The organism is Streptomyces sp. NPDC005775 (genome assembly GCF_042871565.1).
Classification (GTDB): Bacteria; Actinomycetota; Actinomycetes; order Streptomycetales; family Streptomycetaceae; genus Streptomyces.
Genome location: NZ_JBIAIU010000004.1, coordinates 145,485 through 169,120 on the forward strand (window position 1 = coordinate 145,485; position 23,636 = coordinate 169,120).

Sequence of the window (23,636 nt, forward strand, 5' to 3'; positions counted from 1 at the left end):
GTCAGTCCCGGCGGATCGTGATCGTCGTCCACGCCCCGACATGCACCTGGTCGCCGTCCTGGAGGGGCACGGGGACGTAGGGCTGGATCGGCTCCTCGGCGCCGTTGAGCGTGGTGCCGTTCGTCGAGTTCTGGTCGACCACCGCCCAGCTGCTGTCCGGCTGCTGCACCAGCACCGCGTGCTGGTGCGAGACGCCCGGGTCCTCCGGGGGTACGGACAGGTCGATGTCGGGGGACTCGCCGGTGCTGTGGCGACGGCGGCCGATGGTGATCTGGTTGCCGGTGAGCGGCAGCTGCTGCTCCGGGGAGTACGCCGGGAGGTTGAGCCCGGTGGCCTCGGGGCCGCTGCGCTGCATCATCGCCAGGAAGTACTCACGGTCGGGCGCGATGACCGCGGTCCAGTTCATGGACAGCGGGGGCCGGTTCTGGCCCGGTCCCTGCCCGGGGCCCTGGTTCTGGCCCGGTCCCTGGTTCTGGCCCGGCCCCTGACCCTGCGCGGGGCCGTGGTTCTGCTGGCCCGGGTACTGCTGCTGCATCGGTGTCTGCGGGCCCTGGGCCTGCGAGGGCGGCGACAGCAACCAGTCGTCACCGCCGGTCTGCGGCGCCTGCGGCTGCGGCGGGGCGGGCGGTCCGGGCTGCTCGAAGACCGGGGGAGCCGTCTGCTGGAACGGCGGTGCCGCGCTCTGCTGCTGGAACGGCGGCGGGGGCGGGCCCTGGGGTGAGTTCTGCTGCTGGAACGGAGGCGGAGGGGAGCCCTGCGGCGCATGCTGCTGCTGGGCGTGCTGCCCCTGCGGGAAACCTTGCGGGCCGCCCTGCGGACCGGCCTGCTGTCCGTGCTGTCCCTGCTGTCCCTGCTGTCCCTGCTGGAACGGAGGCGGGGGCGGCGGGCCCTGCTGCTGTCCCTGCTGCTGGAACGGGTGAGGGGGCTGCGCACCCGGGCCCGTGGAGAGCGGCTCGGCCGAGCGGTTCATCTGCGAGGGGCGCGAGCTCTGGTACTCGAACGGGTCGCGCGGCTCACGCGGCTGCGGGGGGCCGGGCGGCTGCTGGGCCTGGAAGCCCGGCGGCAGGTTGAGCCCGGGGACGGGGCCGCCCGGAGCGCCGTGCTGCGGGGCCAGCGGCGTGTACGACGTGGCGGTGTTCGTGAGGAAGTTCCAGCGGCACTCCTCGCAGAACGGCGCCATGGCCTCCCGCGGGGTGCGGCACTGGGGGCAGAGCTCGGCCTGCTGGGTCGCGTCGGGGCCGTGGCCCTGCGGGTATCCGTAGCCGGGCGCGGGGGGCGGGGGAGGCGGCGGGGGAACGGCGCCCGCAGGCGCGCCCGGCCCGGCCATGCGGTGGCCGCAGACCTCGCACCAGTCCTCGGAACCCGACTGGTGTCCGTTCGGGCAGGTCGGCATGTCGGCGCTTCCCCCTCTCCTCGTCCGGCCCCGGGGGCCGTCATTTTTCTTGCGTCGCCGCCCGGCGGACCTGGCCGGTCGGGCGGCTCATCAGTGCGAACATGTGGTTATTTCTTGACGCGAACCGTCTTCGTGGAGCGCGTTTCGAGTGTCATCTCGTCCGCTTCCGCGACCTTCGCCTTCAGTCGCACAGTACCGGTCGCCGCGTCGACGACGTCTACCACCTTCGAAAGCAGTTTCGCAGTGTCCTCGTTCCCGGACGCCGATGCCAACTGCACCGCGCGGCCGAGTTTGGCCGTCGCGCCGTCGAAGTCTCCCGACTTGCGTGCATCGAGCCCCTGCTGGATGACTTGTGCCAGTTCCGCCTGTCCCGTGTAGTGCGCGACCTGCGGATTGATCGAGGTCGACGCCACCATGTCGTCCGTCCACACCGCCCGTACCAGGCCCTGCGAAAGCGTCTGGGGCGCCCCGCCGGCCGGGTCGGGGAGGATCAGTGAGACGCGCGCGGCCAGCATCTCCTGCCCGACGGCGGCCTCCGGCACCCGCACGCACACGTGGTAGTCGCGGGACTCGTCCCCCCAGGAACCGGTGGGATAGTCGCCCGCGCGCGGCCCGGCCTCGGTACGGCGGTCGGTCAGCTCGGCCACCGTCGGCGCGACCTGCTTCACGAACTTGATCTCCACGCCGACCGGGGTCCAGAGCCGCAGCGCGACGTCCGCGACCTCCTTGCCCATCGCGTTCTCCATCATCTGCGTGAAGTCCGCGGCCAGCCCCGAAGGATCGGCGACGATGTCGGCCGTACCGAGCAGTGCCGAGGCGACCGCTGTGACCTCTTTCACTTCCCAGTCGGTGCCGACCCCGCGGGCGTCACACGTGAACCGGCCCGCGCACGCGTCGAGCGCGGCCCGCAGGTCCTCCGGGGCCTCGTGCTCGTTGCGCCCGTCCGTCAGCAGGATCCCGTGCCGGATCTCCACGTCGGCGGCGCCGAGCAGCCGGTCGGCCAGCCGCAGCCAGGTCCCGATCGCCGTACCGCCGCCCGCGCTGAGCCGGCGCAGGGCCTCCTTCGCCTGGGCCTTGGTCTGCGCGTCGGCGACGGCGAGCCGCCCGTTGCCCGGATAGACCTCCCTGGCCACGTGCGTGCCGCCCACCACGGCGAAGGAGGTGCCGTCGCGCAGGGTGTCGATGGCCGCCGCCGTCGCGTCGCGGGCGTTGCGCATCTTCGTCGGCGGGTAGTCCATGGAGCCCGAGCAGTCCACCATGATCACCACCGCCGCTCCGGTGGCCCCGCCCGGCAGGTGAGAGGGAGCCGCACCCGTCAGCGGAACGCCGCCGGTGGTGCCGCCCCCGGTCGAGGTGACCGTGATGATGCCGTTGACCTCACGGCCGCCCTCGGGCAGGTATTCGTTCTGGTACACCTCGACGGAGAACTGCGGCACGTTCGACTTGGAGAAGTTGGCCATCTGATCGGCTCCTTGAGGCTCCACATGTCAGATGAAGACAGATGTGCGGACAAAGGCATCGGAGGTGCGGGGACGGACGGAACGGGAGTCATCCGCCGCTTCAGGCGGATCCTGCCCCTTGTGGTGGTACGGCGAACGGCACCAGGGCCACTGTTACGTTGTCGTGGCCCCCGCCGTCGAGCGCGTGACCCACCAGCACCTGGGCACCGTGCAGCGGCCGTTCGTACGCGTCCTCGGGCACCGCGGCGGCCATTTCGGCCGCGGACTCCGCGTAGTTCCACAAGCCGTCCGTGCAGACCACGACGATGCCGGACCGGTCCGGTTTGAACGACGCGGTGTGCGGCTCCAGTTCGTAGGCGTCCGCCCCGAGCCAGCCCGTGATGGCGTGGGCACGCTCGTCGGCGTACGCCTCCGCCTCGTTCATCAGGCCGGCCGCGACCATCTGCGCGGCCCAGGAGTCGTCCTCGGTGAGCCGGGCCGGCGGGCTGGTGCGGTCCTCCGGCACCCAGTACACCCGGCTGTCGCCGACCCAGCCGACGACCAGGAGACCGCTCGCCATGATGGCGCCGACCAGGGTGCAGGCCGGGGCGTTCTGATGGCGGTGCGGATCGGGTTCCTGAGCCTGAGCGGGGTCCTGCGCCAGCCGGTTGACCGACTCGGCGGCGGCGACGATCGCCTCGTGCATCGCCTGCTGCGGGTGCGTACCGCGCGGCAGTGACTCCAGCAGCGCCTCGTTGGCGGCGTGGGTGGCGGCGGCCGAGGCCTCGTCGGGCCGGCTGGCCGACGACACCCCGTCGCAGACGATCGCGACGACGGCCGGCGAACCGTCCGGCAACGCGGTGGTCGACACGGCGAACGAGTCCTCGTTGCGGTGGTGGCGCAGCCCGCGGTCGCTGACGGCGGCGACCGAACCGAGCTCCTGCTCCATGTGGTCCCGCTCGCGGGGCTGGGCGTGCCCGCAGTTCTCGCAGTACCCGTCGTCGTCGACCCGGCCGGCCCGGCAGGCCACACACACCTTGGCACCGGCCGACGGGCCCGGAGCCGGGTCGGGTGAGGTACGGGGGTCGGGCGCCGCCCCCGCGGCCGCGGGGGCGGCCAGCTCGAAGTCGCCCGACGCGTCGGGCCCGTCGGACCGGGTGGCCGGCACGGCGCCGACGGGCGGCGGTGGCGACGCCTCCGCGCCTGCGGGAGAGCCCGGGGCCTGCCCGAAGCCGGTGCCCGGCGCGGACTCCGCAGGCGGGGTGGCGATGGCGACCGTCGGGCGGTCCTGCGGCGGCTCGGGCACGGCCGACAGGTCGTACCCGCACGCACCGCAGAACAGATCCCCCGGCTCCAGCGGCTCCTCGCAGCTGGGACACCTGGACAAGGCGGTCTCCTGTGGCTTCTGCGACATGTTCACACCCACGTTCGGGGGCGGAAGCGGTTGGCCCGCTCCACCAGTTCGATCCTCTCGTCACCGGGCTCCGCGAGCCGGGCGAGCATCCGGTACGACCGCTCCAGCCCGAAACGCAGGCCGCGCTCGTCCAGCTCACTGCCGAGCAGCGTCTTCGGCCCCTGCGCTCCCGCGTACGGAACCGACTGCGGGTCCGAGGGGCGAGCCGTGGGACTACCGGAGAGTACCCAGTCCAGCGCCGTCCCCAGCACCTCGGTCGACAACTGCTCGCGGCGCACCGCGTCCAAACCCAGTCCGGCCAGCCCGGAGATCTGCGCCGAGGCGGCCATCAGATCGGTGATCAGGGGCTCGTCCGGCGACCGCTCCCGCAGCCGGGCCCGCACCGCGGCGACGCGGGCCGCCGTGAAGTGGATCGACGCCTCCGGCACCGACTCCAGGGTCCTGACGGCGCCCACCCGGTCCCCGGCCGCGAGCTGCACCCGGGCCAGGCCGAACGCCGCGCTCACGAAGCTCGGGTCGGTCATCCACACCAGCCGGTAGTACTCGGCGGCGTTGTCCAGCTGCCCGAGGACCTCCGCGCAGATGCCGAGCGCCAGCTTCGGCGCGGGCTCCCCGGGGAAGGCGTCGTAGACCGCGTCGAAGGACAGCGCCGCGTTCTCCTTGTCCCCGGACACCAGGGAGGTGAGCCCGCGGTACCAGACCACCCGCCAGTCGTCCGGGTGCTTCGCCTCCAGCGCGGTCAGGGTCTGCGTCGCGCCGCCGAGGTCGTTCATCTCCAGGGCGGCCCGCAGCTCCCGCAGCCGGGTCTCCAGCGAGGCGGCCGGCACGGCCTGCAGTGCGGCGATCAGTTCGGCGGGTGCCGACGCCATCACCCCGGCGAGGAAACCCGCGTTGGGGTCGTTCGCGTCGACCCGGGGGACGGGCAGCGCGAGCGAGGTCGCTCGCACATCGAGCCCGGCCGGCCGGGGGCCGTTGGCGTTGTACGGCCCCGGCACGGCTCCCGGGTTCGCGAGCGGGGCCCGGGGGGCCGGAATGGCCGCCGGGGTCTGCGCGTACGGGAGCGGGGTGCCGTTCCCCGCGCCGCCCTGGGCGCCGCCGCGGACGTGTGTGGTGGTGGAGGGCAACGGCCCGGCCCCCGCGGCGAATCCGGCGGGCGGACCGGCGGGCAGGGCGCCCGGGACACCGCCGGGGGGCGCCACCGCGGCCGGCGGGGGCGGAGGAGGCGCCGCGGGCGCTCTGCCGCTCCGCCGCCGCCCGAAGAGCCCGGCCCGGCCGGGCTCCGGCGATCTGGCCCCCAGACGCGAGACCTCACCCGTCCGGCGGGTGAACAGCTCCGTGTCGGTGACCCGCAGCTCCGCGCCGAACAGTGTCGACAGCGCCGGGCGCGGACGCCCGGTCTGCAGGGACACCACCTCCCGCAACACACCCGTCAGCTGTTCCGCCATCTCCGCGGCGGACGCGAACCGCCGCGCCGGATCGGGGTCGGTCGCCCGCACCAGCAGCCGGTAGAACGACTCGTAGGTACGGAACACCTCGATGTTGTCCGGGTCCGGCAGCGAGTCCACGAAGACGTTCGTGTACCCCTGGAAGTCGAAGGTGAGCACCGCAAGCGTCCGCGCGACCGTGTACAGGTCGGAGGCCACCGACGGGCCCGCCTCCGCGACCTCCGGCGCCTGGTACCCCACCGTGCCGTAGATGGCCGACTCCTCGTCGTCCATCCTGCGCACCGCGCCCATGTCGATCAGCTTCAGCTGGTCCTCGGTCTGGATCGCGTTGTCGACCTTGAAGTCGCAGTACAGCAGGTTGCGGCTGTGCAGGTGCCCCAGCGCCTCCAGCGCCTCGATGCCGAACGCGCACGCCTGCTCGACCGGCAGCGGATCCCGCTTCCCGGCCGGGGTACGGCGCTCGTTGGCGATCTCCTTGAGCGCCTTGCCCCCCACGTACTCCATGACGATGTAACCGTCGAGCGAACCGGTCCGCTGGTCGAGGTGCTCGACGAAGTTGTAGATCCGGACGATGTTGGAGTGCTCGATCTCGGCGAGGAAGCGGCGCTCGGAGATGGCCGCCGCCATGGCGTCCTGGTCACCGGTGTCGAGCAGGCCCTTGAGCACCACCCACCGGTCGGACACGGCCCGGTCCACCGCGAGGTAGACCCAGCCGAGCCCGCCGTGCGCCAGACAGCCCGCGACCTCGTACTGGCCGTGGACGATGTCGCCCCCCTGGAGCTTGGGCACGAAGGAGTACGGGTGGCCGCACTTCGTGCAGAACCCCTCCGTACGCCCCGCCCGCTCGCCCCGCGCCCGGCCCACCGGCGCCCCGCAGTCCGAACGCGAGCAGAACCGCTTGCGCTCCGGCACCTCCGGGTTCTCCATCACGGCGGTGCGCGGATCGGGACGCGGCACATCCGGTACGAGCACCAGCCCGGCGCCCAGCCGGTTGCGGCCCGAGGACCCGGTCGACCTTGCGGAGGAACGCACCGAGACCGAACGCGACGTGGCGCTCCCGGACAGCGCGCGCGAGAGCCGCCCCGACACCGACCGCCGCGACGTCGACGAACGCGACGAGGACCGCGAGGAGGCCCTCGACGACGCCTGCGAACTGCTGCGCGCCGAAGCGCTGTCGCTGCCCCTGCCGCCCCGGCCGCCGGCCGCGATCCCGGTCGGCGGCGAGCTCACCATGCCATTCCCGGGTTCTCGGCCGCGCTCGGACAGGGGAGACCCCATCGGCGAGACGACCGGCGCCAGACCGCAGGTGTCGCAGTACAGCTCACCGCCGCCCATGTCCTCGTAACTGCCCTCGCACGCGGGGCGCTGGCACTGCGTACTCATGGTCATTCCCCCTGTTCGCCCCGCCGCCGCGGCGGCCACGATGCTCCGTCACTACCCGTCCCGCACACCCTGTGACCCGAGGTCCCCGGTCGTCTCACGGTCGCCCCCACCGGTCCTCGGGGCCCGACGGCCCGCGCCCGGCCAGCAGGTCCAGTGCCGCGTCCTGATAGCGCTGCACCGCCAGCGCGGCGACCCGCAGATCACACGGCGCGCTCCACAGCATCCGGCGCGCCGCGTCGTACCGCTCGATGAGGAACGGGTCCTCCGCCAGGCCGTGCCGGGCCACCTTCGCCTTGTACGCGTCGAGCCGGCCCCGCAGCTCCGCCCGGACGGCCAACGGTGCCGTGACCGCCGTCAACTGCTCCCGGGCCCGCAGCAACTCCTCCTCGGCCTGCAGCTCCAGGGACTCCAGGAGCGGCGAGAGCCGGTGCCACTGGGCATGCCTGCGGTACTCCGACGCGGCTGCCAGCCGCTCCTGGAGCGCCGTCGGCGGCCCGTTGACCGCGGGCACCTCGGACGCGGCGATCTTCGCCAGCACCTCACCGCGCGCCGCCCTGGCCTCGGCCAGGGTCCGGTCCGCCCGGGACAGGACATCGCGCAGCTGGACGAGGCGCTGCTCGGCGTCCTGCCGGACCGCGAGCACCGCCTCGACCTCCCGCCGCACGTCGTCCAGCGCCCGTGCCGCCCGGTCGTAGCGCGTCGTGTCCGGGCGGCCGCCGCCCGGCGCCGAGCTGCCGGGCCCCGGCAGCCAGAACGCCAGCGGGTCCGAGATCACCTGCACGCGCAGCGTGGCCAGCTCCTGGACGATCGACTCCAGGTCGTCGCCCGCCGGGTGCTCCCCGGGCCGTACGCCCACCGAGTGCGCCAGCGAGTGGGTGCGGCGCAGCTCGGCGGCGAGCAGATCTATCCGGGCGGGCATCGCCGACCACACGGAGTCGGAGGCGACGACCATGTCGAGCGAGCGCGCGTACAGCTCGTTCATCCGGTGGACCAGCTCCTCCAGCGTGAAGCGCTCCGAGAGCCGGGCCGGGCCGGTGATCGAGGGATCGTGGGCGGCGGCCGCGTGCGCCACCGTCACCCCCTGGCCGCGCAGCAGCTCGGTGAGCGCCACCAGGTCCTCGCGGTTGGGCTGACGGCGCCGGGCCCGCACCTCACGTGCGCGGTTCAGGGCCCCCGCGTACGCGTCGAAATAGGACCACAACAGCGTGATGGACTGCTCCGTGGCGCTCCAGCGCTCCTTGGTGACACCCGTGAGGTCGGCGCCCTCGAGCAGCCGGCGCCCGGCGTGGTCCTGCAGGGCGAGGAGCGAGGTCTCGATCGCCTCGTGCTCCGCGCCGAGCCGGGCCAGCGCACGGTCGGCCTCGTCCCGGTCCATGACGGGGCCGGGCGGCCGGGCCGCGTAGCTGGGGAAGGGGCCCGCGACGCCCATCGATCACCTCTCCGCTCTTCCTGCCGGGCGGGGCCCGGCAGGATCAGTGCTGTCGACCGCCGGCCGGTCATCAGTTGCTCGCCGGCCGGGAACAGGCTCTAGCTCCGGTACTTGGGCGCCGGTGGCGCCGATATCCCGGGCAGTCCGTCCTCCAGCCACTTCCGGTACGACTGCATCCACGGACTGTCCGCACCACCGGCGCGGTAGTCGACCAGCACCTTGTTGACCCGGGACACCAGGTCGGCGGCGCCCTTCTTCGTGGCCACGCCGTAGAACTCGGTGGTGAACGGGGCGCCCTTGAGCTCCACGGCCGGGTCCTGGGCGGCCTGGCCGGCCGCGAGGGCGTTGTCCGTGACGATCGCGTCGACCTCGCCCATCTGGAGCCGCACCAGGCAGTCCAGCTGGTTGGGGACGGTGAGCCTGTCCTCGTCGGCCGCGCTGCCGTCGTGCTCGTCCTTGAACACGGAGCCGAACGACTCCTTCTGCAGTGCCTCGTAGGCGGTGGAGCCCTCGGCGGTGCAGACCCGCTTGCCGGCCAGCGAGGAGTTGAAGCCGGTGATCGCCTTCCCCTCCTGCGGGCCCCCCTTCGGTGCGAGGACCTGCTGACCTGCCTGGAAGTAGGCCGTGGAGAAAGACACCTGGTCCAGGCGGGAGCAGTTGATCGTCATCGTCCGCACGACGACGTCGACCTTGTCGTTCTCCAGTGCGGCGATGCGCTGGTTGGTGGGGATCGCCCGGAAGATCACCTTGTCCGGGCTGCCCAGGATGTCCTTGGCGATGGCCCGCACCAGGTCGATGTCGAAGCCTTCGAGATTTCCGGAGGCCGGGTTGCGGAAGCCCCACTGGAAGCTGTTCTGGTCGACGCCGGCGATCAGCTTGCCGCGGTCCTTGATGCGCTTGATCGCGTCGCCCTCCGCCAGGCCGGGCAGCAGGCTGGCCTCCGGGTTCTCGCAGTCGTCGGCCCGTGCCTGGACGGCGTGGGCCGTCCCGGGCCCGGCCCCCTCCGCGTCGTAGCCGTCCTTGCCGGCGTGGGAGAGCGGCAGCAGGGTCAGCGACGCCGTCACCGCGCAGGCAGCGGCCATGGCGGTCACCCCGCCCCAGCCGCGCAGCCGGCCTCCGCGGCCCGTCCTCGGGTCCTTCGCTGTCATCGCTCCCCCTGTCACCGGAACTCCGAGAGCCTGCGGTTGACCCCGAGGATCGCCGCCACCGCGCCCAGCACCGCGAGGACCGCGGCGCCGATCGGCAGCCCGCCCAGGGCCCCGCGCCCGTCCTCGGCGGCCCGGGTGAACTCACGCTGCTCGTGGGCGAGTGCCGTCCGCAGAGCCTCGTCCACGCGGCTGAAGGACTCACCCGTCGAGTTCTCCGACCCGATGATCTGCTCCAGCGCGGTGTCGTAGTCGCCGCCGTCGTCGGTCTTGCGGGCGGTCCGGTGGCGGCCCTGCCACTCGGTGACGGCCTCGATGGCATCGGCCACCGGCTTGCCGCCCTCGGCGTCGTGGGTGTCCTCGGCGAGCTTCGCGGCCTTGCCCAGCTCTTCGCCGAGCGCCTTCATGCCCGTGCCGTAATCGGTCTCGTACTTGTCGCTCTTGCCGTCCGCGGTCAGCACCGCACCGCGGGCGACCACCGTGAGGTTCTCGCTGGAGCGCGCCTTCAGCGAGTCGATGCGCGCCCGGTTGAGCACGTCCAGGGACTGCTGCCCGTGCGTGTTGGCCTCGGCCAGATCGGCCCGGGCCACCGTGTGCCCCACCGCCAGCCACAGCAGCACCACGGTCGCCGCCGCGGTCGCCGCGAGCAGGCCGTGGTTGAACACCCGGTTCGTCCTGCGGTAGTTGTGCCGCTGCGCCCAGAACAGCACGGCCAGCGCGATGACGCCGACGAGGAGGGAGAAGAACGGCCATGTCCGTGCGGACCGGTAGTCCTGGTCGAGCCGGTCCGTCTCCGCCGTGTACAGCCGCTCGGCGGCCGGCAGCAGCTCGTTCGTCATCTGCTGGTTCGCGTACCGGAGATAGGCGCCGCCGAGCGGCAGGCCCTGCCGGTTGGCGGCGCGGGCGCGCTCGATCAGGCCGGTGTAGCGCGGGAGTCCCTCGTTGAGCGTGGTGATCTCGTGGCCGGACTTCGTCGAGGCGTCCGTGTTGGCGGCGGCCTCCACCAGCAGCCGGGAGGCGTCGTCGATGTCCTTCACGTACTGGTCGTGCACCGGGCGCGGTTCCTGCGGCCCGGCCAGGAAGCCGCTCGCGGCCGCCGCGTCGGCATCGGCCAGTGAGCGGTAGATGTTCGCCGCCGTAGCGCTGAGCGGCTGGCTGTGCTCCACCACGTCGTTCGCCGCCGCCGCGCGGTCGTTGATCTCGAACGCCGTCACCGCCCCGAACGCGACGACGAGCAGGGCGAGCACGGCCCCGATGATCTGGAGCCGACCCGGCTCGGTGGTCGCCGCGGCACGCAGCCGCTCCGTCACGACCGCCCGGGTGCTGGGCGGCGACGGCGCGGGTACGGCCACCGGCACGGGCTGCCGCTCCGGCGCATGGTGCGGCGCCGGGCCCACATTCGGCGGGTATGTCACTTGACCTCCCCCTCGGTCACTGACGGTGGCCCGCCCCCCGGCCGATCGAGGAATGGGCGCCCGGCCAGAAGTATGGCCGCAGGGACCGGCGTCCACATGGCGAACGCCCGGATCCTGCACCGGTCCATGAAGCAGCCACCGTGATCAGCCGCAGTCACACAGCATTCGATCAAGACCGACGCCGCCGATCAAGACGATCGACCGCGCAATCCCCCGAGCGAATCGATCTCCCCCCTCATGAACACGTTCGGGACAACTGATCGGTTCCCGTACGCGGAAGGCGTCCCGTAACCCGAAGGCTACGGGACGCCTCTGACACCCCCGTGCGTCCAACCCTCAGACGTACTGCGCCCGCAGCCTTGCGTGCACCCGGGGCGCCGCGCCGGTGTGGTCCAGGCCCAGCAGCCCGGCGCCCAGCACCGGGGACTCGCGCATCACCCGCGCCACGGCCTTGGGGGCGCGTACGGCGAGGAGTTCGGTGATCCGGTCGTCCAACTGCGGGTGCCCGGCGGCCAGCACGCTGCCGCCCAGTACCACCGGCGTCTCCTCCCCGAGCAGTCCGAGGCGGGACAGCGCGACCGAGGACAGCGCCACGACCTCCTCGGCCAGCCGGTCCACCAGCCCGCGCGACACCGCGTCACCGGCCGCGGCGGTCGCGAACAGCACCGGTGACAGCTCATGCCGCCGCTCCGGGGCGATCCGGCCCAGGTGCAGCGCCTCGATCAGCGCGTACATCGAGGCGAGACCGAAGTGCGCCGGCAGCGTACGGGCCAGCTCCGTCGGCTCACCGCGGCCGTCCTCGGCGCGCGAGGCGAACCACATCGCCTCCTCGGAGAGCCCCGAACCGCCGCCCCAGTCGCCCGATATCCGGCCGATCGCGGGGAAGCGAGCGGTCCGCCCGTCCGGCACCATGCCGACGCAGTTGATCCCCGCACCACACACCACGGCCACCCCGCGCGGCTCGTCCGCCCCGGCCCGCAGGATCGCGAAGGTGTCGTTGCGCACCTCCACCGTGCGGCCCCAGCCCCGGGCGTACAGGGCCTCGGTCAACTGTTCCTCCTCGACCGGCAGATCGGCGTTGGCCAGGCAGGCGGACACATGGGCGACGGACCCGGCGTCCGCACCGGCCGCGTCCAGCACCTGTTCCACCGCCGCGCCGAGCACGTCCACGGCCGTACCGATACCGACCACCGGCGGCTGGAAGCCGCCGCCGCGGGCCGTGGACAGCACGCTGCCGTCCTCACCGATTAGTGCCACATCGGTCTTGCTGTTCCCCGCGTCGATCGCGAGGACCGAACCGTTCATGCCCACGCGAGGTGCTCCCGGTTGTGCGCGAGAAGCTTGTCGGTGAGAGCTTCGGCGTACTCGAACTGGCCGATCAGGGGGTGCGCGAGCAGTGCCTTGAACACCCGGTCGCGGCCGCCGCGCAGAGCGGCCTCCAACGCCAGGTCCTCGTACGCCGTCACGTTGGCGATCAGACCGGCGTACAGCGGGTCGAGCTCCGGCACGGCCAGAGGCGTCGCGCCCGTCCCGTCGACCTTCGCCTGCACCTCGATGACCGCGTCGTCCGGCAGGAACGGCAGCGTGCCGTTGTTGTACGTGTTGACCACCTGGTGCGTGGAGCCGCCGCCGCCGAGCAGCGAGGCCGCCAGGTCGACGGCTGCCTCGGAGTAGAAGGCGCCGCCGCGTCTGGCGAGCAGTGCGGGCTTCTCGTCCAGTGCCGGGTCTCCGTACATGGCGAGGAGTTCCTTCTCCATCGCGGCGACCTGGGCCGCCCGGGACGGCTTGGTGGCGAGTTCCCGTACGACCTCGTCGTGTGCGTAGAAGTACCGCAGGTAGTACGAGGGGACGACGCCGAGCCGGTCGACGACCGCCCGCGGCATGTGCAGGTCGTCCGCGATGGCGTCGCCGTGTTCGGCGATGAGGCGCGGCAGTACGTTCTCGCCCGCGGGGCCGCCGAGGCGTACCCCGAGCTCCCAGGTGAGGTGGTTGAGGCCGACGTGGTCGAGGTGCACCTCGCCGGGGGTCACGTCGAGCAGAGCTGCGAATTTGCGCTGGAGGCCGATCGCCACGTTGCACAGGCCGACGGCCTTGTGGCCGGCCTGGAGCAGTGCCCGGGTGACGATGCCGACCGGGTTGGTGAAGTCGATGATCCAGGCGTCCGGGTTGGCGCGCCGGACGCGTTCGGCGATGTCGAGGACGACGGGGACGGTGCGCAGGGCCTTGGCGAGGCCGCCGGCTCCGGTGGTCTCCTGGCCGACGCAGCCGCACTCCAGCGGCCAGGTCTCGTCCTGGTTGCGGGCGGCCTGGCCGCCCACGCGCAGCTGGAGCAGGACCGCGTCGGCGTCGGCGACGCCCGCGTCGATGTCCGAGGTGGTGACGATCCTGCCCGGGTGGCCCTGTTTGGCGAAGATCCGCCGGGCGAGGCCGCCGACGAGTTCGAGCCGGTCGGCCGCCGGGTCGACGAGCACGAGCTCCTCGACCGGCAGGGTGTCCCGCAGCCGTGCGAAACCATCGATCAGTTCAGGTGTGTAGGTGGACCCGCCACCCACTACTGCGAGCTTCATCAATCAGCCCTTTACTCCGGTGAGTGTGACGCCTTCGACGAAGGCCTTCTGTGCGAAGAAGAAGACGACGATCACAGGGGCCATGACCAGAACGGTCGCGGCCATGGTCAGGTTCCAGTCGGTGTGGTGTGCGCCCTTGAAGGACTCCAGTCCGTAACTCAGGGTCCAGGCCGCCGGGTTCTCGGAGGCGTAGATCTGCGGGCCGAAGTAGTCGTTCCAGGCGTAGAAGAACTGGAAGAGGGCGACGGCGGCGATACCCGGCTTGGCCATCGGGATCACGACGCGCAGCAGGGTGCGGAACTCGCCGCAGCCGTCGACCTTCGCCGCGTCCAGGTACTCGTTGGGGATGGTCAGCAGGAACTGCCGCAGCAGGAAGATGGAGAACGCGTCGCCGAACGCCATCGGGATGATCAGTGGCCAGAGCGTGCCGGACATGTCCAGCTGCTTGGCCCAGAACAGGTACATCGGGATGACGACGACCTGCGGCGGCAGCATCATCATCGAGATGACGAGCATCAGCGACAGGTGCCGGCCGCGGAAGCGGAACTTGGCGAGCGCGTACGCCACGGGCAGCGAGGACACCACCGTGAGAACGGTGCCCAGACCCGCGTACAGCAGGGTGTTCCTCCACCAGGTCAGAAAGCCCGGGGTGTGGAACACGTCCTTGTAGTTGCTCCACTCGAAGGGGTGCGGCCACAGGTCACGCGTCAGTGCCTGCTGGTCGCTCATCAGCGAGGTGAGGAAGAGGAAGACGAACGGCAGCACGAAGAAGAGCGCGGCCGCGACGCCGAGCGAGTGCACGGCGATCCAGTGCAGCAGTGACTTGCGTCGTGCGATCCGCTCCGCCGGGGTGACGGGGTCACTCACCGGGCCCGCGGCATTCGGGGTGTCGAGAACCTGCGCCACGTCACTCACCTGCCTGGATCAGTCCGCCGCGGCGCCGCATCAGCAGTGCGGTGAACGCCATGGCGAGGACGAAGAGAACGAGCGCGACCACACAGGCGGAGCCGTAGTCGAAGCGCTGGAAACCGAGGTTGTAGACCAGCTGCGGAAGCGTCAGTGTCGACTTGTCGGGATAGCCCGGCTCGAACTGCTGCCCGGAGCCGCCCATGACACCGGAGGCGACCTTCCCGGCCACGAGTGGCTGGGTGTAGTACTGCATCGTCTGGATGATGCCGGTGACCACGGCGAACATGATGATCGGCGAGATGTTCGGCAGCGTGACGAAGCGGAACCGCTGGTACGGGTTCGCCCCGTCCAGCTCCGCCGCCTCGTACTGCTCCTTCGGTACGTCGAGGAGCGCGGCCATGAAGATCACCATCAGGTCGCCCACCCCCCATACCGCGAGGGCCGTGAGCGCCGGCTTGGACCAGGTGGCGTCGGTGAACCAGCCGGGGGTCCCCATCCCGAGGTCGCCGAGGATCGAGTTCACCGGTCCCGTACCCGGGTTGAGCAGGAAGACGAAGCCCAGCGTGGCGGCGACCGGCGGGGCCAGGTAGGGCAGGTAGAAGAGCGTCCGGAAGACGCCGGCACCCGTCTTGATCTTGGTGATCAGCAGGCCGACGCCGAGTCCGAACACGACCCGGCAGGTGACCATGACCAAGACCAGCCAGAGCGTGTTGCGCAGGGCCGGCCAGAACAGCGGGTAGTCGTTGAAGACGAACGACCAGTTCTTCAGCCCGCTGAACTCCGGGGCGCTGAAGCCGTCGTAGCTGGTGAAGGAGAAGTAGAGCGTGGAGATCAGCGGGTAGGCGAAGAAGACGCAGAACCCGATCAGCCACGGCGACATGAAGGCCGCTGTCCGGAGCGCCGAGCGGCGGCGCTTCGAACGGAGTGTGTACGTGCTCATCGCGTCGGCTCTACTTCGCCTGTGCGATGGCTGCGTCGATTTCCTTCGCGGTCTTCTCCAGGCCTGCCGCGATGTCCTTCTGGGTGCCCTTCTCGACTTCGAAGCCGAGGTTCTGCAGGGACGTCAGGTACGCGCCGCCGTTCACCGAGGGCGGGGTGGTGGTGGACTCCGGGTTGGCGGCGATGTCCAGGAAGGTCTTGAAGCGCGGGTCGTACTTCAGCTTCGGCGACTTCAGCGCTGCCAGCGTGGACGGCACGTTGTGGATGGCGTTGGCGAAGTTCACCACCGCGTCGGTGTCGGTCGTCATGAACTTCACCAGCTCCCATGCGGCGTTCTGCTTCTCGGAGGTGGCGGCGATTCCGGCGATGGTGCCGGTCAGATAGCCCTTGCCGTACGTGTCGGCCTCGTCGTCGGCGACAGGCATGGGGGCCACGCCGATCTCGAACTCCGGCTTGCTGTCCTCGGCCATGCCCAGCCGCCACTCGCCGTCCAGCTGCATGGCCACCTGACCGGTGTGGAACGGGTGCTTCGCGCCCCACTCGTCACCGAATCCCGTACGGAACTTCTCCAGCTTCCGGTAACCGCCGAGCGAGTCGACCAGCTTCTTCTGGTTGCTGAGCATCGCGGCGAACGCGGGGTCCTTGGCGATGTTCGACTTGCCGTCCGCGTCGAAGTACGTCGGATTCCAGCCACCGAGGTAGTGCTCGGTCGTCGACTCGTAGCCGTGGTAGTTCGGCATGACGCCGAGCTGCTCGTACGAGTCGCCCTTGGCCTTCGTCAGCTTCTCGGCGTCGGCGGCGAACTCGGACCAGGTCTTCGGAGGGCTCGTGATGCCCGCGTCCTCGAAGGCGTCCTTGTTGTAGTAGAGCCCGTACGCGTCACCCAGCAGCGGCACCGTGCAGCGCACCCCGTCGAACTGCGTGTACTCGTTCATCGCCTTCGGGAAGGTCGCGTCCGCGTCGATCCCGTCCTTCTTCAGGAACGGGTTGAGGTCGACGAAGGCCTTCGACTCGCAGAACTTGCCCACGTTGTTCGTGGTGAACGACGAGACGACGTCCGGCGCCTTGGAACCACCCGCGCGGAGCGCCTGGTTGATCTTGTCGTCGGTCATGTTGCCGACGACCTTCACATGAATGTTGGGGTGTGCCTTCTCGAAGGCGTCGATGGTGGCCTGAATGCCCTTGACCTCGCCCGGGGCACTCCAGCCGTGCCAGAAGTTGATGGTCGTCTCCTTGGACGCGTCATCACTGGCACCGGAACTGCTCTGCCCGGTACAGGCGGAGGCGAACAGGGCTATCGCGGCGGTCGCGGCGAGTGCGACGGCCGGCTTCCGGCGGTTTCCGGACATGGCGATGTCTCCCGATGAAGGGTTGGGACGGGGAAAGGGGGTGCACGGGGGCGTGCGGGGTCGCGTGTACGTGCACGCGGGGCTCGGTGCGGTACGTGGGCGTGCGGGGATCAGCGCGAGGTGTCGAAGACTTCGTCGCGGGTGGTGGCGAGCGCGCTCTCCAGCGCTCCGCGCAGGACGGGCCGGTGTGTCACCCGGCCGGTGATCAGCCGTGGCCGGGACGCCGCCAGTTCGGCGAGCTCGGCCGCCACCCGGCCGCGCAGCGGTTCTCCGCCGCGCGCGATCAGTTCACCGGACAGCACGACGACCTCGGGGTCCAGGACGGCGACCATGGAGGCGAGACCGGTGGCCAGACCGGTGGCGAACAGATCGAGCAGCCGGCCGTACGGCCCGCCCTCGCCCCGCTCCACGGCCGCGGCCGCCCGGCCCACCAGTTCGGCCGCGATCTCGTGATGGGTGCCCGGACCGCGCACCGCCTCGTCGTCGATGCCGAGCTCACGGGCGAGCCTCGCCAGGACCTGGGCACCCGCCAACTCCTGGAAGCCGCCCGCGTTCGCCTTGGTGACCTGGCGGACCAGCGGGGCGCCGGGCACCGGGAGGAAGCCGACCTCGCCGGCACCGCCGGTGAAGCCGCGGTGCAGCCGGCCGTTGATGACGAGGGCGGCGCCGAGGCCCTCCTCGTTCCACAGCAGCACGAAGTCCTCGTGCCCCCGCGCCGCGCCGAGCCGCTGCTCGGCCACCGCGACGAGGTTCACGTCGTTCTCGTACTCCACCGGCATCGGCAGGAAGGCCGCCAGCTCGTCCAGCAGGGTGGGGGAGTGCCAGCCGGGCAGGTGCGAGGCGTACCGCAGCCGGCCCGTGCCCGGGTCGAACGCGCCCGGTGTGCCGATGACGACCCGGTGCACATCGGACCGGGTCAGCCCGGCCTCCTTGACGGCCCCGTCCAGCGCGTCCGCCACCTGGCGCACCACACTGTCGGCGCGCCGCCCGGGGGTCCGCAGCTCGAACTCCCCGACGGTCGCGCCCGTCACATCGGCGACGGCGGCGACGATCCGCTGGGCGTTCACGTCGAGCCCCGCGACATGGGCGGCGGACGCGTTGACGGCGTACAACTGCGCGTTGGGCCCCGGCCGCCCGGCGGCGGTCCCGGTCGCGACGACCAGCCCGGCCGCCTCCAGCCGGGCCAACAGCTGGGAGGCGGTGGGCTTGGAGAGCCCGGTCAGCTTCCCGATCCGGGTCCGCGACAGGGGCCCGTGCTCCAGGAGCAGATCGAGGGCGGCGCGGTCGTTCATGGCGCGCAGAACGCGGGGGGTGCCCGGTGTGGTTCCGGCCATGGTCACTGCACCAACCCTCTGTTAGGAAAGTTTCCTATTCGGTGGGAGGACCGTAGGGCGCGCGTCACCGGGGCGTCAATGGCCTGCGCCGCGGTGGAAGCCAAAGCGTTACCTGGGCGGGGCGGTGGCGACGGCCGGCAACCGTGCCGGTGCCCCCGATTCCACTTGTGGGTGAACTCTTCGGGCGTGGGGGGACCACCATCGGGGACACCTACGTCACTTCGCCCGCCACGCGTATGAGGGGCACCCCACGAGGACCAGGGTGCCCCTCATACGTGCGGTGTGCGGCCGCGCGCTACTTCGTGATGCTCGGCGTCACCGGAGGTATCGGGGTCGCCGCCAGGGACTGGGGCGAGGTGGCGGAGGCGTACGCCGACGGGGCGGCCATCCCCGCCGTCGGGTCGGCGGCCGAGGGTTCGTCCGGCTGGGCCGGGATGCCGCCGACCATGCGGATGCCCGCCTCGTCGAAGGCGCGCTTGATGCGCCAGCGCAGCTCGCGCTCCACGCCCAGCGCCTTGCCCGGCATCGTCTTCGCCGTCACCCGGACCGTCATCGAGTCCAGCAGGACGCTGTCGAGGCCCAGGATCTCCACCGGGCCCCACAGGCGCTCGGTCCACGGGTCGTCCTTGGCCATCAGCTGGGCGGCCTCGGTGATCACCGTACGGACCCGGTCGAGGTCCTCCGTGGGGCGTACCTGGACGTCGACGCCGGCGGTGGACCAGCCCTGGCTGAGGTTGCCGATCCGCTTCACCTCGCCGTTGCGGACGTACCAGATCTCGCCGTTGTCACCGCGCAGCTTGGTGACCCGCAGGCCGACCTCGATGACCTCGCCGGAGGCGACGCCCGCGTCGATCGAGTCGCCGACGCCGTACTGGTCCTCAAGGATCATGAAGACACCGGACAGGAAGTCGGTGACCAGGTTGCGCGCACCGAAGCCGAGCGCCACACCGGCGACCCCCGCGGAGGCCAGCAGCGGGGCCAGATTGATTTCGAACGCGCCCAGGATCATCAGGGCGGCCGTGCCGAGGATCAGGAACGAGGCCACCGAACGGAGTACGGAGCCGATCGCCTCCGAGCGCTGCCGGCGCCGTTCCGCGTTGACCAGCAGGCCGCCGAGCGCGGTGCCCTCCACGGCCTGGGCGCTGCGGTTCATGCGCTCGATGAGCTTGGTCAGCGTCCGGCGGACGGCGATGCGCAAAGCGATCGCGATGGCGGCGATGAGCACGATCCGCAGACCGGTGTTCAGCCAGGTGGACCAGTTCTCCTCGACCCAGCTCGCGGCGTTGCCGGCCTGCTTCGCGGCTTCGTCCAGCGAGCCACCCGGCTCGGGCGACGGTGCTGCGGCCAACAGGGCGGACAGGGACACGGCGAAACCTCCAGTTGGGCGAGCGCTGAACAACCACACTAACGGGGCATCCGGAATGCTCCGTTGCCGTGATCGAGGGGAGAGACGCGTCTCACCCGGGGATATGGGAGGGGTAAGGGGCCCACCCGGCCAGGGCGGTGGGCGGGCGGCCTGTGGCCGATCGCACACCGGGCATGAGCGCGGCGGCAGGCCCCCGAAAGGGCCAGTTCCGGCGCGTGCCGTCGTACGGGCGCCACGGCAGCCGGAGAAAAATCCTTCCGGCCCGTTACCCGCACGTGGTGGCGCTATGACCAGGCAGGAGGGGAGACTGAGACCGGATCGTCCCGGCGCGAGCCACGCGCCGCCGGCGTACAAGGAGGCGTCCACGTGCCGCATGTCCTGGTTCTCAACGCGTCGTACGAGCCGCTCGGCGTCGTACCGCTCCGCCGCGCGCTCGTCCTCGTCCTCGAGAACAAGGCCATCTGCCTCGAGGAGTCCGGCGCCTTCATGCACAGTGCCACCCGTGCGGTCCCGGCACCCAGCGTCGTCCGCCTGAAACGGTTCGTGCGCGTCCCCTACCGGGGGCCCGTCCCGCTGACCCGGCGGGCGCTCTTCGCCCGGGACGGCGGGCGCTGCATGTACTGCGGCGCCGCCGCGACCAGCGTCGACCACGTCATCCCGCGCAGCCGCGGCGGACAGCACGCCTGGGACAACGTCGTGGCGGCCTGTCGCCGCTGCAACCACGTCAAGGCCGACCGCCACCTGCCCGAGCTCGGCTGGCGGCTGAACCAGCAGCCCGCACCGCCGACCGGGCTGGCCTGGCGGATCATCGGCACGGGCCACCGGGATCCGCGCTGGCTGCCCTACTTGCAACCGTTCGGCGCGGACGACGCGATGGCCCGGATCGACGGCATCTCAGCCTGAGAACCCGGGCCTCTGCCGTCGTACCGGCGTCCGCCGGCCGGGCTACTCCGCCACGGCGTACGCCTGGACCGACCAGAGCGAGTAGCCGTACTCGGTCGCCCGCGCGTCGCCCTGGACCCTGATGAAGCGGGTGTCCTTCGCGTCCATCCGGACCGCTTCGTGCCCGCCCCCGCCGTTGCTGACGGTGGCGGCCGTGCGCCAGGTGCGCCCGTCCGCGGAGACCTGTACGCGGTAGCGGGAGGCGTACGCGTCCTGCCAGTCCAGCACCACCTGGCCGATCCGGGCCGGGGCCGGCAGTTCGGCCTGCCACCAGGCGCCGTCCTCGGCCGGTGAGGACCAGCGGGTCTCCGGGTCGCCGTCCGAGGCGGCGGAGGCCGGGAAGTCCGCGGTCTCGTCGCCGGACGAGGACGCGGTGGCCGTGCGCAGCAGATCCGGGCCGGCCGTGCGGGGGAAGGCCCGGACGGTCAGGGTGGTCTCCTCGGTACCGAAGGAGAACGGCACCCGGTACTCACCCGCGGGCGTGTCCGCGGCGACGGTGATCTCCACGGGCACCTCCGTACGGGAGCCGCGCGGCACGGTCGTCCGCTTCGGCACCCGGACCTTGATGCCCTTGGGCGCCTTCGCGGTGAGCGCGCCGCGCACCTCGGCCGGGCGGCGTGCGGAGAGCCGCGCCCCGATCTGCAGCGGCCCGCCGCCGATCACGGCGTCCGTCTCCCCGCGTGCGAGGGCGAGCCGGGCGGCCGGCTCGTCACCGAACCACGGCACCAGCGCGCGAACCCGGGGCGCCGTTCCGGTGGAGGGGGAGGTGCCCGCGAGCGGGGGGATGATCAGGGGCGGTGCGCCGGTGACCGCGGGGGTGGCGGTCGGCCAGCTGATCCGGACGGCGTCCGCCCGCACACCCTGGCCCGGTGACTGGGTCCAGCCCCGCGCCGAAAGGGCGCCGAGGCTCCGCCAGCCCTCGCCGGGCACATGGGCCTGGACCGTCGCCCCAGACGCGGCCGAGTCGCCGCCGGGGACCGTCATCGCGGTGACCGCCTCCAGTGGGCGCGTCCGGCCGAACCGCACCGTGTAGCTACCCGGGGCCTCGGTCACCGTGCCGTTGTCGCGGTCCGACCCCTCCCAGGCGTCGGCCTCCTTGCGCACCCGGTCGAGGAACGGGCCGAGCACCCCCTTGCCGACCGTCGCACCGCCCGTCTTCACGGCCTTCAGTGCCGGCTCCAGGGCCAGCGAGGCCTCCCAGGCGGCCGCCCCGTCGTCGCGCGCCTGCGCCTGGAGGAGATCGACGGCCAGTTCGCCCGCCCGGCCGTAGCGGGCCAACTGCTCGCTCCAAGGACGCACTTCGTCGTCGAGTCGCCCGTCGGCCAGTCCGCTCAGCCGCTGCGGGGTCTCGCGCATCAGCGTGAACGCGGCCCGCAGCCGCCGTGCCGCCTCGTCGCCCGCCGGGGCGCCGTCGGCCGTACGGGACTTCCAGAACGCGGCCAACAGGGGCCGCAGATACGCCGATTCGTCGCCACCCAGCACGGAACCCGTGCTGTTGCCCGCCAACGCGCGCAACGCGTCCCGGCCGCGGGTGTCACCGCCCGCGAGATCGTCCAGGGCCGCCTGCCAGGACTCCTGCGGCTGGTATGCCTTCGGGTTCCACGCGAAGTCGGCGGCGGTGAACAGCGGGATCCGGGACGCGGACGGCTGCTCCATCGCGTTGGCCAGGAGGGCCGCCGAACCGATGGCGACCGCCGGATCCCGGCCCGTGTAGGGGCCGAGGAAGATCCGGTCCTGCGCGTAGTCGTTGACCGGGTAGTTGTCCATCGTGACCAGCGGATGGCGGAACGTGGTGCGGGCGCCGGCCAGTTCGCCACCGGTGATGGTCCTCGGTACGACCCCGACGCCGGTCCAGGCCACCTGCACCCGCTCGTCGAGCTCCCCGGCGAGCGCCGTGCGGTAGTCCGTCGCCCCGTCCTGGTAGAACTCCGTCGGCATCATCGACAGTGGCTCCGACCCCGGGTGGCGGTCCGCGAGATGGCGCGCCACCTCGCTCACGACCCGGGCCTGGGCCCTGGCCGCCGCCTCGGGGCCGCTGCCGAAGGTGTCGGCGTCGGCCGAGCAGTGCCACTCGCTGTAGCTGACGTCCTGGAACTGCACCTGGAAGACCCCCACCCCCAGCGCCCACATCGCGTCGATCTTCTTCGTCAGCGCCTTCACGTCACGTTCCGACGACATACACATGGACTGGCCCGGAGCCACGGCCCAGCCGAGCGTCACGTGCCGGGCGGCGGCCCGTTCGGCCAGCGCGCGGAATTCGGTACGGCGCTCGGCGGGGTACGGATCGCGCCACCGGGCCTGCCGGTACGGGTCGTCACCGGCCGCGTAGAGGTAGCGGTTCTGCTTGGTGCGGCCCATGAAGTCCAGCTGGGCGAGCCGTTCCTCGTGGGACCAGGGCTGTCCGTAGAAGCCCTCCGTCATCCCGCGTACGGCACCGGCCGGCCAGTCCCGGACGGTGACACCGGCGATGCGGCCGCCGTCGGTCAGCTGACGCAGCGTCTGCACCGCGTGGAACAGACCGTCGTCGCCGAGGCCGTCCAGGGCGACGGTGTCCCGGCCCGCGACCCGGCCGACCGCGATCCGGTACCCGCCGGACGGGAGGTCGGCGCGCTCCGGCGCGCGCAGCGTACGCAGCGCGTCCAGGGCGCCTTCCCCGCCGAAGCGGATGACGGGCCCGCCACCGGGCAGCGACGCGTGGACGGTCCGTACGCCCGCGTCGCGCAGCACCTGGCGGAGCGCCTCGAGCGCGTACGGGTCGGCGAGGTCGTCGGCGACGAGCGTCACCTCGCCGGCGAGCGGGACAGGGGACCCGGACGCCGTGATGCTCTGCGGCCGCGGCCACACGGCGGGCGGCGCGGCGTCGTCGCTGCGGTCCGGTGTGGTGACGGCCGGGGTGCCGGGCGCCGAGGGGGCCGCGACGGCGGCCGGAGCTCCCGCGGAGAGCAGCCCGCCGAGCACGGCCACGGCGACGGCCGTCGCGTGCTTCCTGCGCCTGAGCCGCATGCCTGTCCTCCCTCGCGCCCACCGGTGGGCTCCGAGCCCACCACCCGCGCGCGAGGGTGTCAATGTGCATGGTAGCTGTGGGGTGAATGCCCGATATGACGATCGTGGCGGAGCGTTCGCGACGGCCGTCCACACACGCGAAAGACGACGCCGAATGGCCGAAA

16 protein-coding genes are annotated in these 23,636 nt (G+C 71.9%); 1 reads left to right on the plus strand and 15 read right to left on the minus strand.

The genetic code is table 11. The annotated features are described in order from the left end of the window. Position 1: 1 nt before the first annotated feature. The 14 genes from ACFYPA_RS11105 to ACFYPA_RS11170 all read right to left on the minus strand — a co-directional run bounded on the left by ACFYPA_RS11105 (position 2) and on the right by ACFYPA_RS11170 (position 19,527). Positions 2–1,393, minus strand: a complete 1,392-nt coding sequence (locus tag ACFYPA_RS11105; RefSeq protein ID WP_389131215.1) for an FHA domain-containing protein — start codon at positions 1,391–1,393, stop codon at positions 2–4. Positions 1,394–1,500: 107 nt separating this feature from the next. Next, entirely contained in the window at positions 1,501–2,853 is a 1,353-nt protein-coding gene (locus tag ACFYPA_RS11110) for a VWA domain-containing protein (protein ID WP_359085928.1), read from the minus strand. 100 nt (positions 2,854–2,953) lie between these two features. Then, complete coding sequence (locus ACFYPA_RS11115) at positions 2,954–4,252, minus strand: PP2C family serine/threonine-protein phosphatase (RefSeq protein ID WP_359085935.1); 1,299 nt, start codon at positions 4,250–4,252, stop codon at positions 2,954–2,956. Beyond that, positions 4,249–7,074, minus strand: coding sequence for a tetratricopeptide repeat protein (locus ACFYPA_RS11120; protein WP_359085929.1), 2,826 nt, complete (start codon positions 7,072–7,074; stop codon positions 4,249–4,251). Before ACFYPA_RS11120 ends, ACFYPA_RS11115 begins: the two co-directional genes overlap by 4 nt. 94 nt (positions 7,075–7,168) lie before the next feature. After that, positions 7,169–8,503 (minus strand): hypothetical protein, encoded by a 1,335-nt coding sequence (locus ACFYPA_RS11125; RefSeq protein ID WP_359085930.1) that lies wholly within the window; start codon positions 8,501–8,503, stop codon positions 7,169–7,171. Positions 8,504–8,601: 98 nt separating this feature from the next. Continuing rightward, a complete protein-coding gene (locus ACFYPA_RS11130) occupies positions 8,602–9,651 on the minus strand; it encodes a glutamate ABC transporter substrate-binding protein (protein ID WP_359319275.1) in 1,050 nt (349 codons plus the stop codon). Positions 9,652–9,662: 11 nt separating this feature from the next. Continuing rightward, complete coding sequence (locus ACFYPA_RS11135) at positions 9,663–11,063, minus strand: hypothetical protein (protein ID WP_389131219.1); 1,401 nt, start codon at positions 11,061–11,063, stop codon at positions 9,663–9,665. A gap of 336 nt (positions 11,064–11,399) precedes the next feature. After that, positions 11,400–12,374, minus strand: coding sequence for a BadF/BadG/BcrA/BcrD ATPase family protein (locus tag ACFYPA_RS11140; protein WP_359085932.1), 975 nt, complete (start codon positions 12,372–12,374; stop codon positions 11,400–11,402). Further along, positions 12,365–13,630, minus strand: coding sequence for a 6-phospho-beta-glucosidase (locus ACFYPA_RS11145; protein ID WP_389131222.1), 1,266 nt, complete (start codon positions 13,628–13,630; stop codon positions 12,365–12,367). The genes ACFYPA_RS11140 and ACFYPA_RS11145 overlap by 10 nt, the downstream gene beginning before the upstream one ends. A 3-nt stretch (positions 13,631–13,633) precedes the next feature. After that, complete coding sequence (locus tag ACFYPA_RS11150) at positions 13,634–14,536, minus strand: carbohydrate ABC transporter permease (protein ID WP_359085218.1); 903 nt, start codon at positions 14,534–14,536, stop codon at positions 13,634–13,636. 1 nt (position 14,537) lies between these two features. Continuing rightward, positions 14,538–15,479, minus strand: coding sequence for a carbohydrate ABC transporter permease (locus tag ACFYPA_RS11155; RefSeq protein ID WP_389131225.1), 942 nt, complete (start codon positions 15,477–15,479; stop codon positions 14,538–14,540). Between the two features lie 10 nt (positions 15,480–15,489). Further along, entirely contained in the window at positions 15,490–16,827 is a 1,338-nt protein-coding gene (locus ACFYPA_RS11160) for an ABC transporter substrate-binding protein (RefSeq protein ID WP_389131227.1), read from the minus strand. Positions 16,828–16,937: 110 nt separating this feature from the next. Further along, positions 16,938–18,161, minus strand: coding sequence for an ROK family transcriptional regulator (locus tag ACFYPA_RS11165; protein WP_359085215.1), 1,224 nt, complete (start codon positions 18,159–18,161; stop codon positions 16,938–16,940). 295 nt (positions 18,162–18,456) lie between these two features. Continuing rightward, entirely contained in the window at positions 18,457–19,527 is a 1,071-nt protein-coding gene (locus ACFYPA_RS11170; protein WP_359085214.1) for a mechanosensitive ion channel family protein, read from the minus strand. A 366-nt stretch (positions 19,528–19,893) separates the two neighbouring features. On the opposite strand from ACFYPA_RS11170, the gene ACFYPA_RS11175 reads away from it, so the two are divergent. Continuing rightward, positions 19,894–20,430: an HNH endonuclease gene (locus ACFYPA_RS11175; protein ID WP_359085213.1), complete on the plus strand. Its 537-nt coding sequence runs from the start codon at positions 19,894–19,896 to the stop codon at positions 20,428–20,430. Between the two features lie 42 nt (positions 20,431–20,472). Here the strand turns inward: ACFYPA_RS11175 and ACFYPA_RS11180 are convergent, their stop codons facing one another. After that, the gene (locus ACFYPA_RS11180; protein ID WP_389131231.1) at positions 20,473–23,472 is read right to left on the minus strand and encodes a beta-N-acetylglucosaminidase domain-containing protein; all 3,000 of its coding nucleotides are present in this window, start codon (positions 23,470–23,472) and stop codon (positions 20,473–20,475) included. Between the last annotated feature and the right edge of the window lie 164 nt (positions 23,473–23,636).

Bases quoted from the DNA above. Each gene is read 5' to 3' on its own strand.
- ACFYPA_RS11105 (WP_389131215.1), bottom strand. From the start codon at position 1,393: ATGCCGACCTGCCCGAACGGACACCAGTCGGGTTCCGAGGACTGGTGC.
- ACFYPA_RS11110 (WP_359085928.1), bottom strand. From the start codon at position 2,853: ATGGCCAACTTCTCCAAGTCGAACGTGCCGCAGTTCTCCGTCGAGGTG.
- ACFYPA_RS11120 (WP_359085929.1), bottom strand. From the start codon at position 7,074: ATGAGTACGCAGTGCCAGCGCCCCGCGTGCGAGGGCAGTTACGAGGAC.
- ACFYPA_RS11125 (WP_359085930.1), bottom strand. From the start codon at position 8,503: ATGGGCGTCGCGGGCCCCTTCCCCAGCTACGCGGCCCGGCCGCCCGGC.
- ACFYPA_RS11130 (WP_359319275.1), bottom strand. From the start codon at position 9,651: ATGACAGCGAAGGACCCGAGGACGGGCCGCGGAGGCCGGCTGCGCGGC.
- ACFYPA_RS11145 (WP_389131222.1), bottom strand. From the start codon at position 13,630: ATGAAGCTCGCAGTAGTGGGTGGCGGGTCCACCTACACACCTGAACTG.
- ACFYPA_RS11155 (WP_389131225.1), bottom strand. From the start codon at position 15,479: ATGAGCACGTACACACTCCGTTCGAAGCGCCGCCGCTCGGCGCTCCGG.
- ACFYPA_RS11160 (WP_389131227.1), bottom strand. From the start codon at position 16,827: ATGTCCGGAAACCGCCGGAAGCCGGCCGTCGCACTCGCCGCGACCGCC.
- ACFYPA_RS11165 (WP_359085215.1), bottom strand. From the start codon at position 18,161: ATGGCCGGAACCACACCGGGCACCCCCCGCGTTCTGCGCGCCATGAAC.
- ACFYPA_RS11180 (WP_389131231.1), bottom strand. From the start codon at position 23,472: ATGCGGCTCAGGCGCAGGAAGCACGCGACGGCCGTCGCCGTGGCCGTG.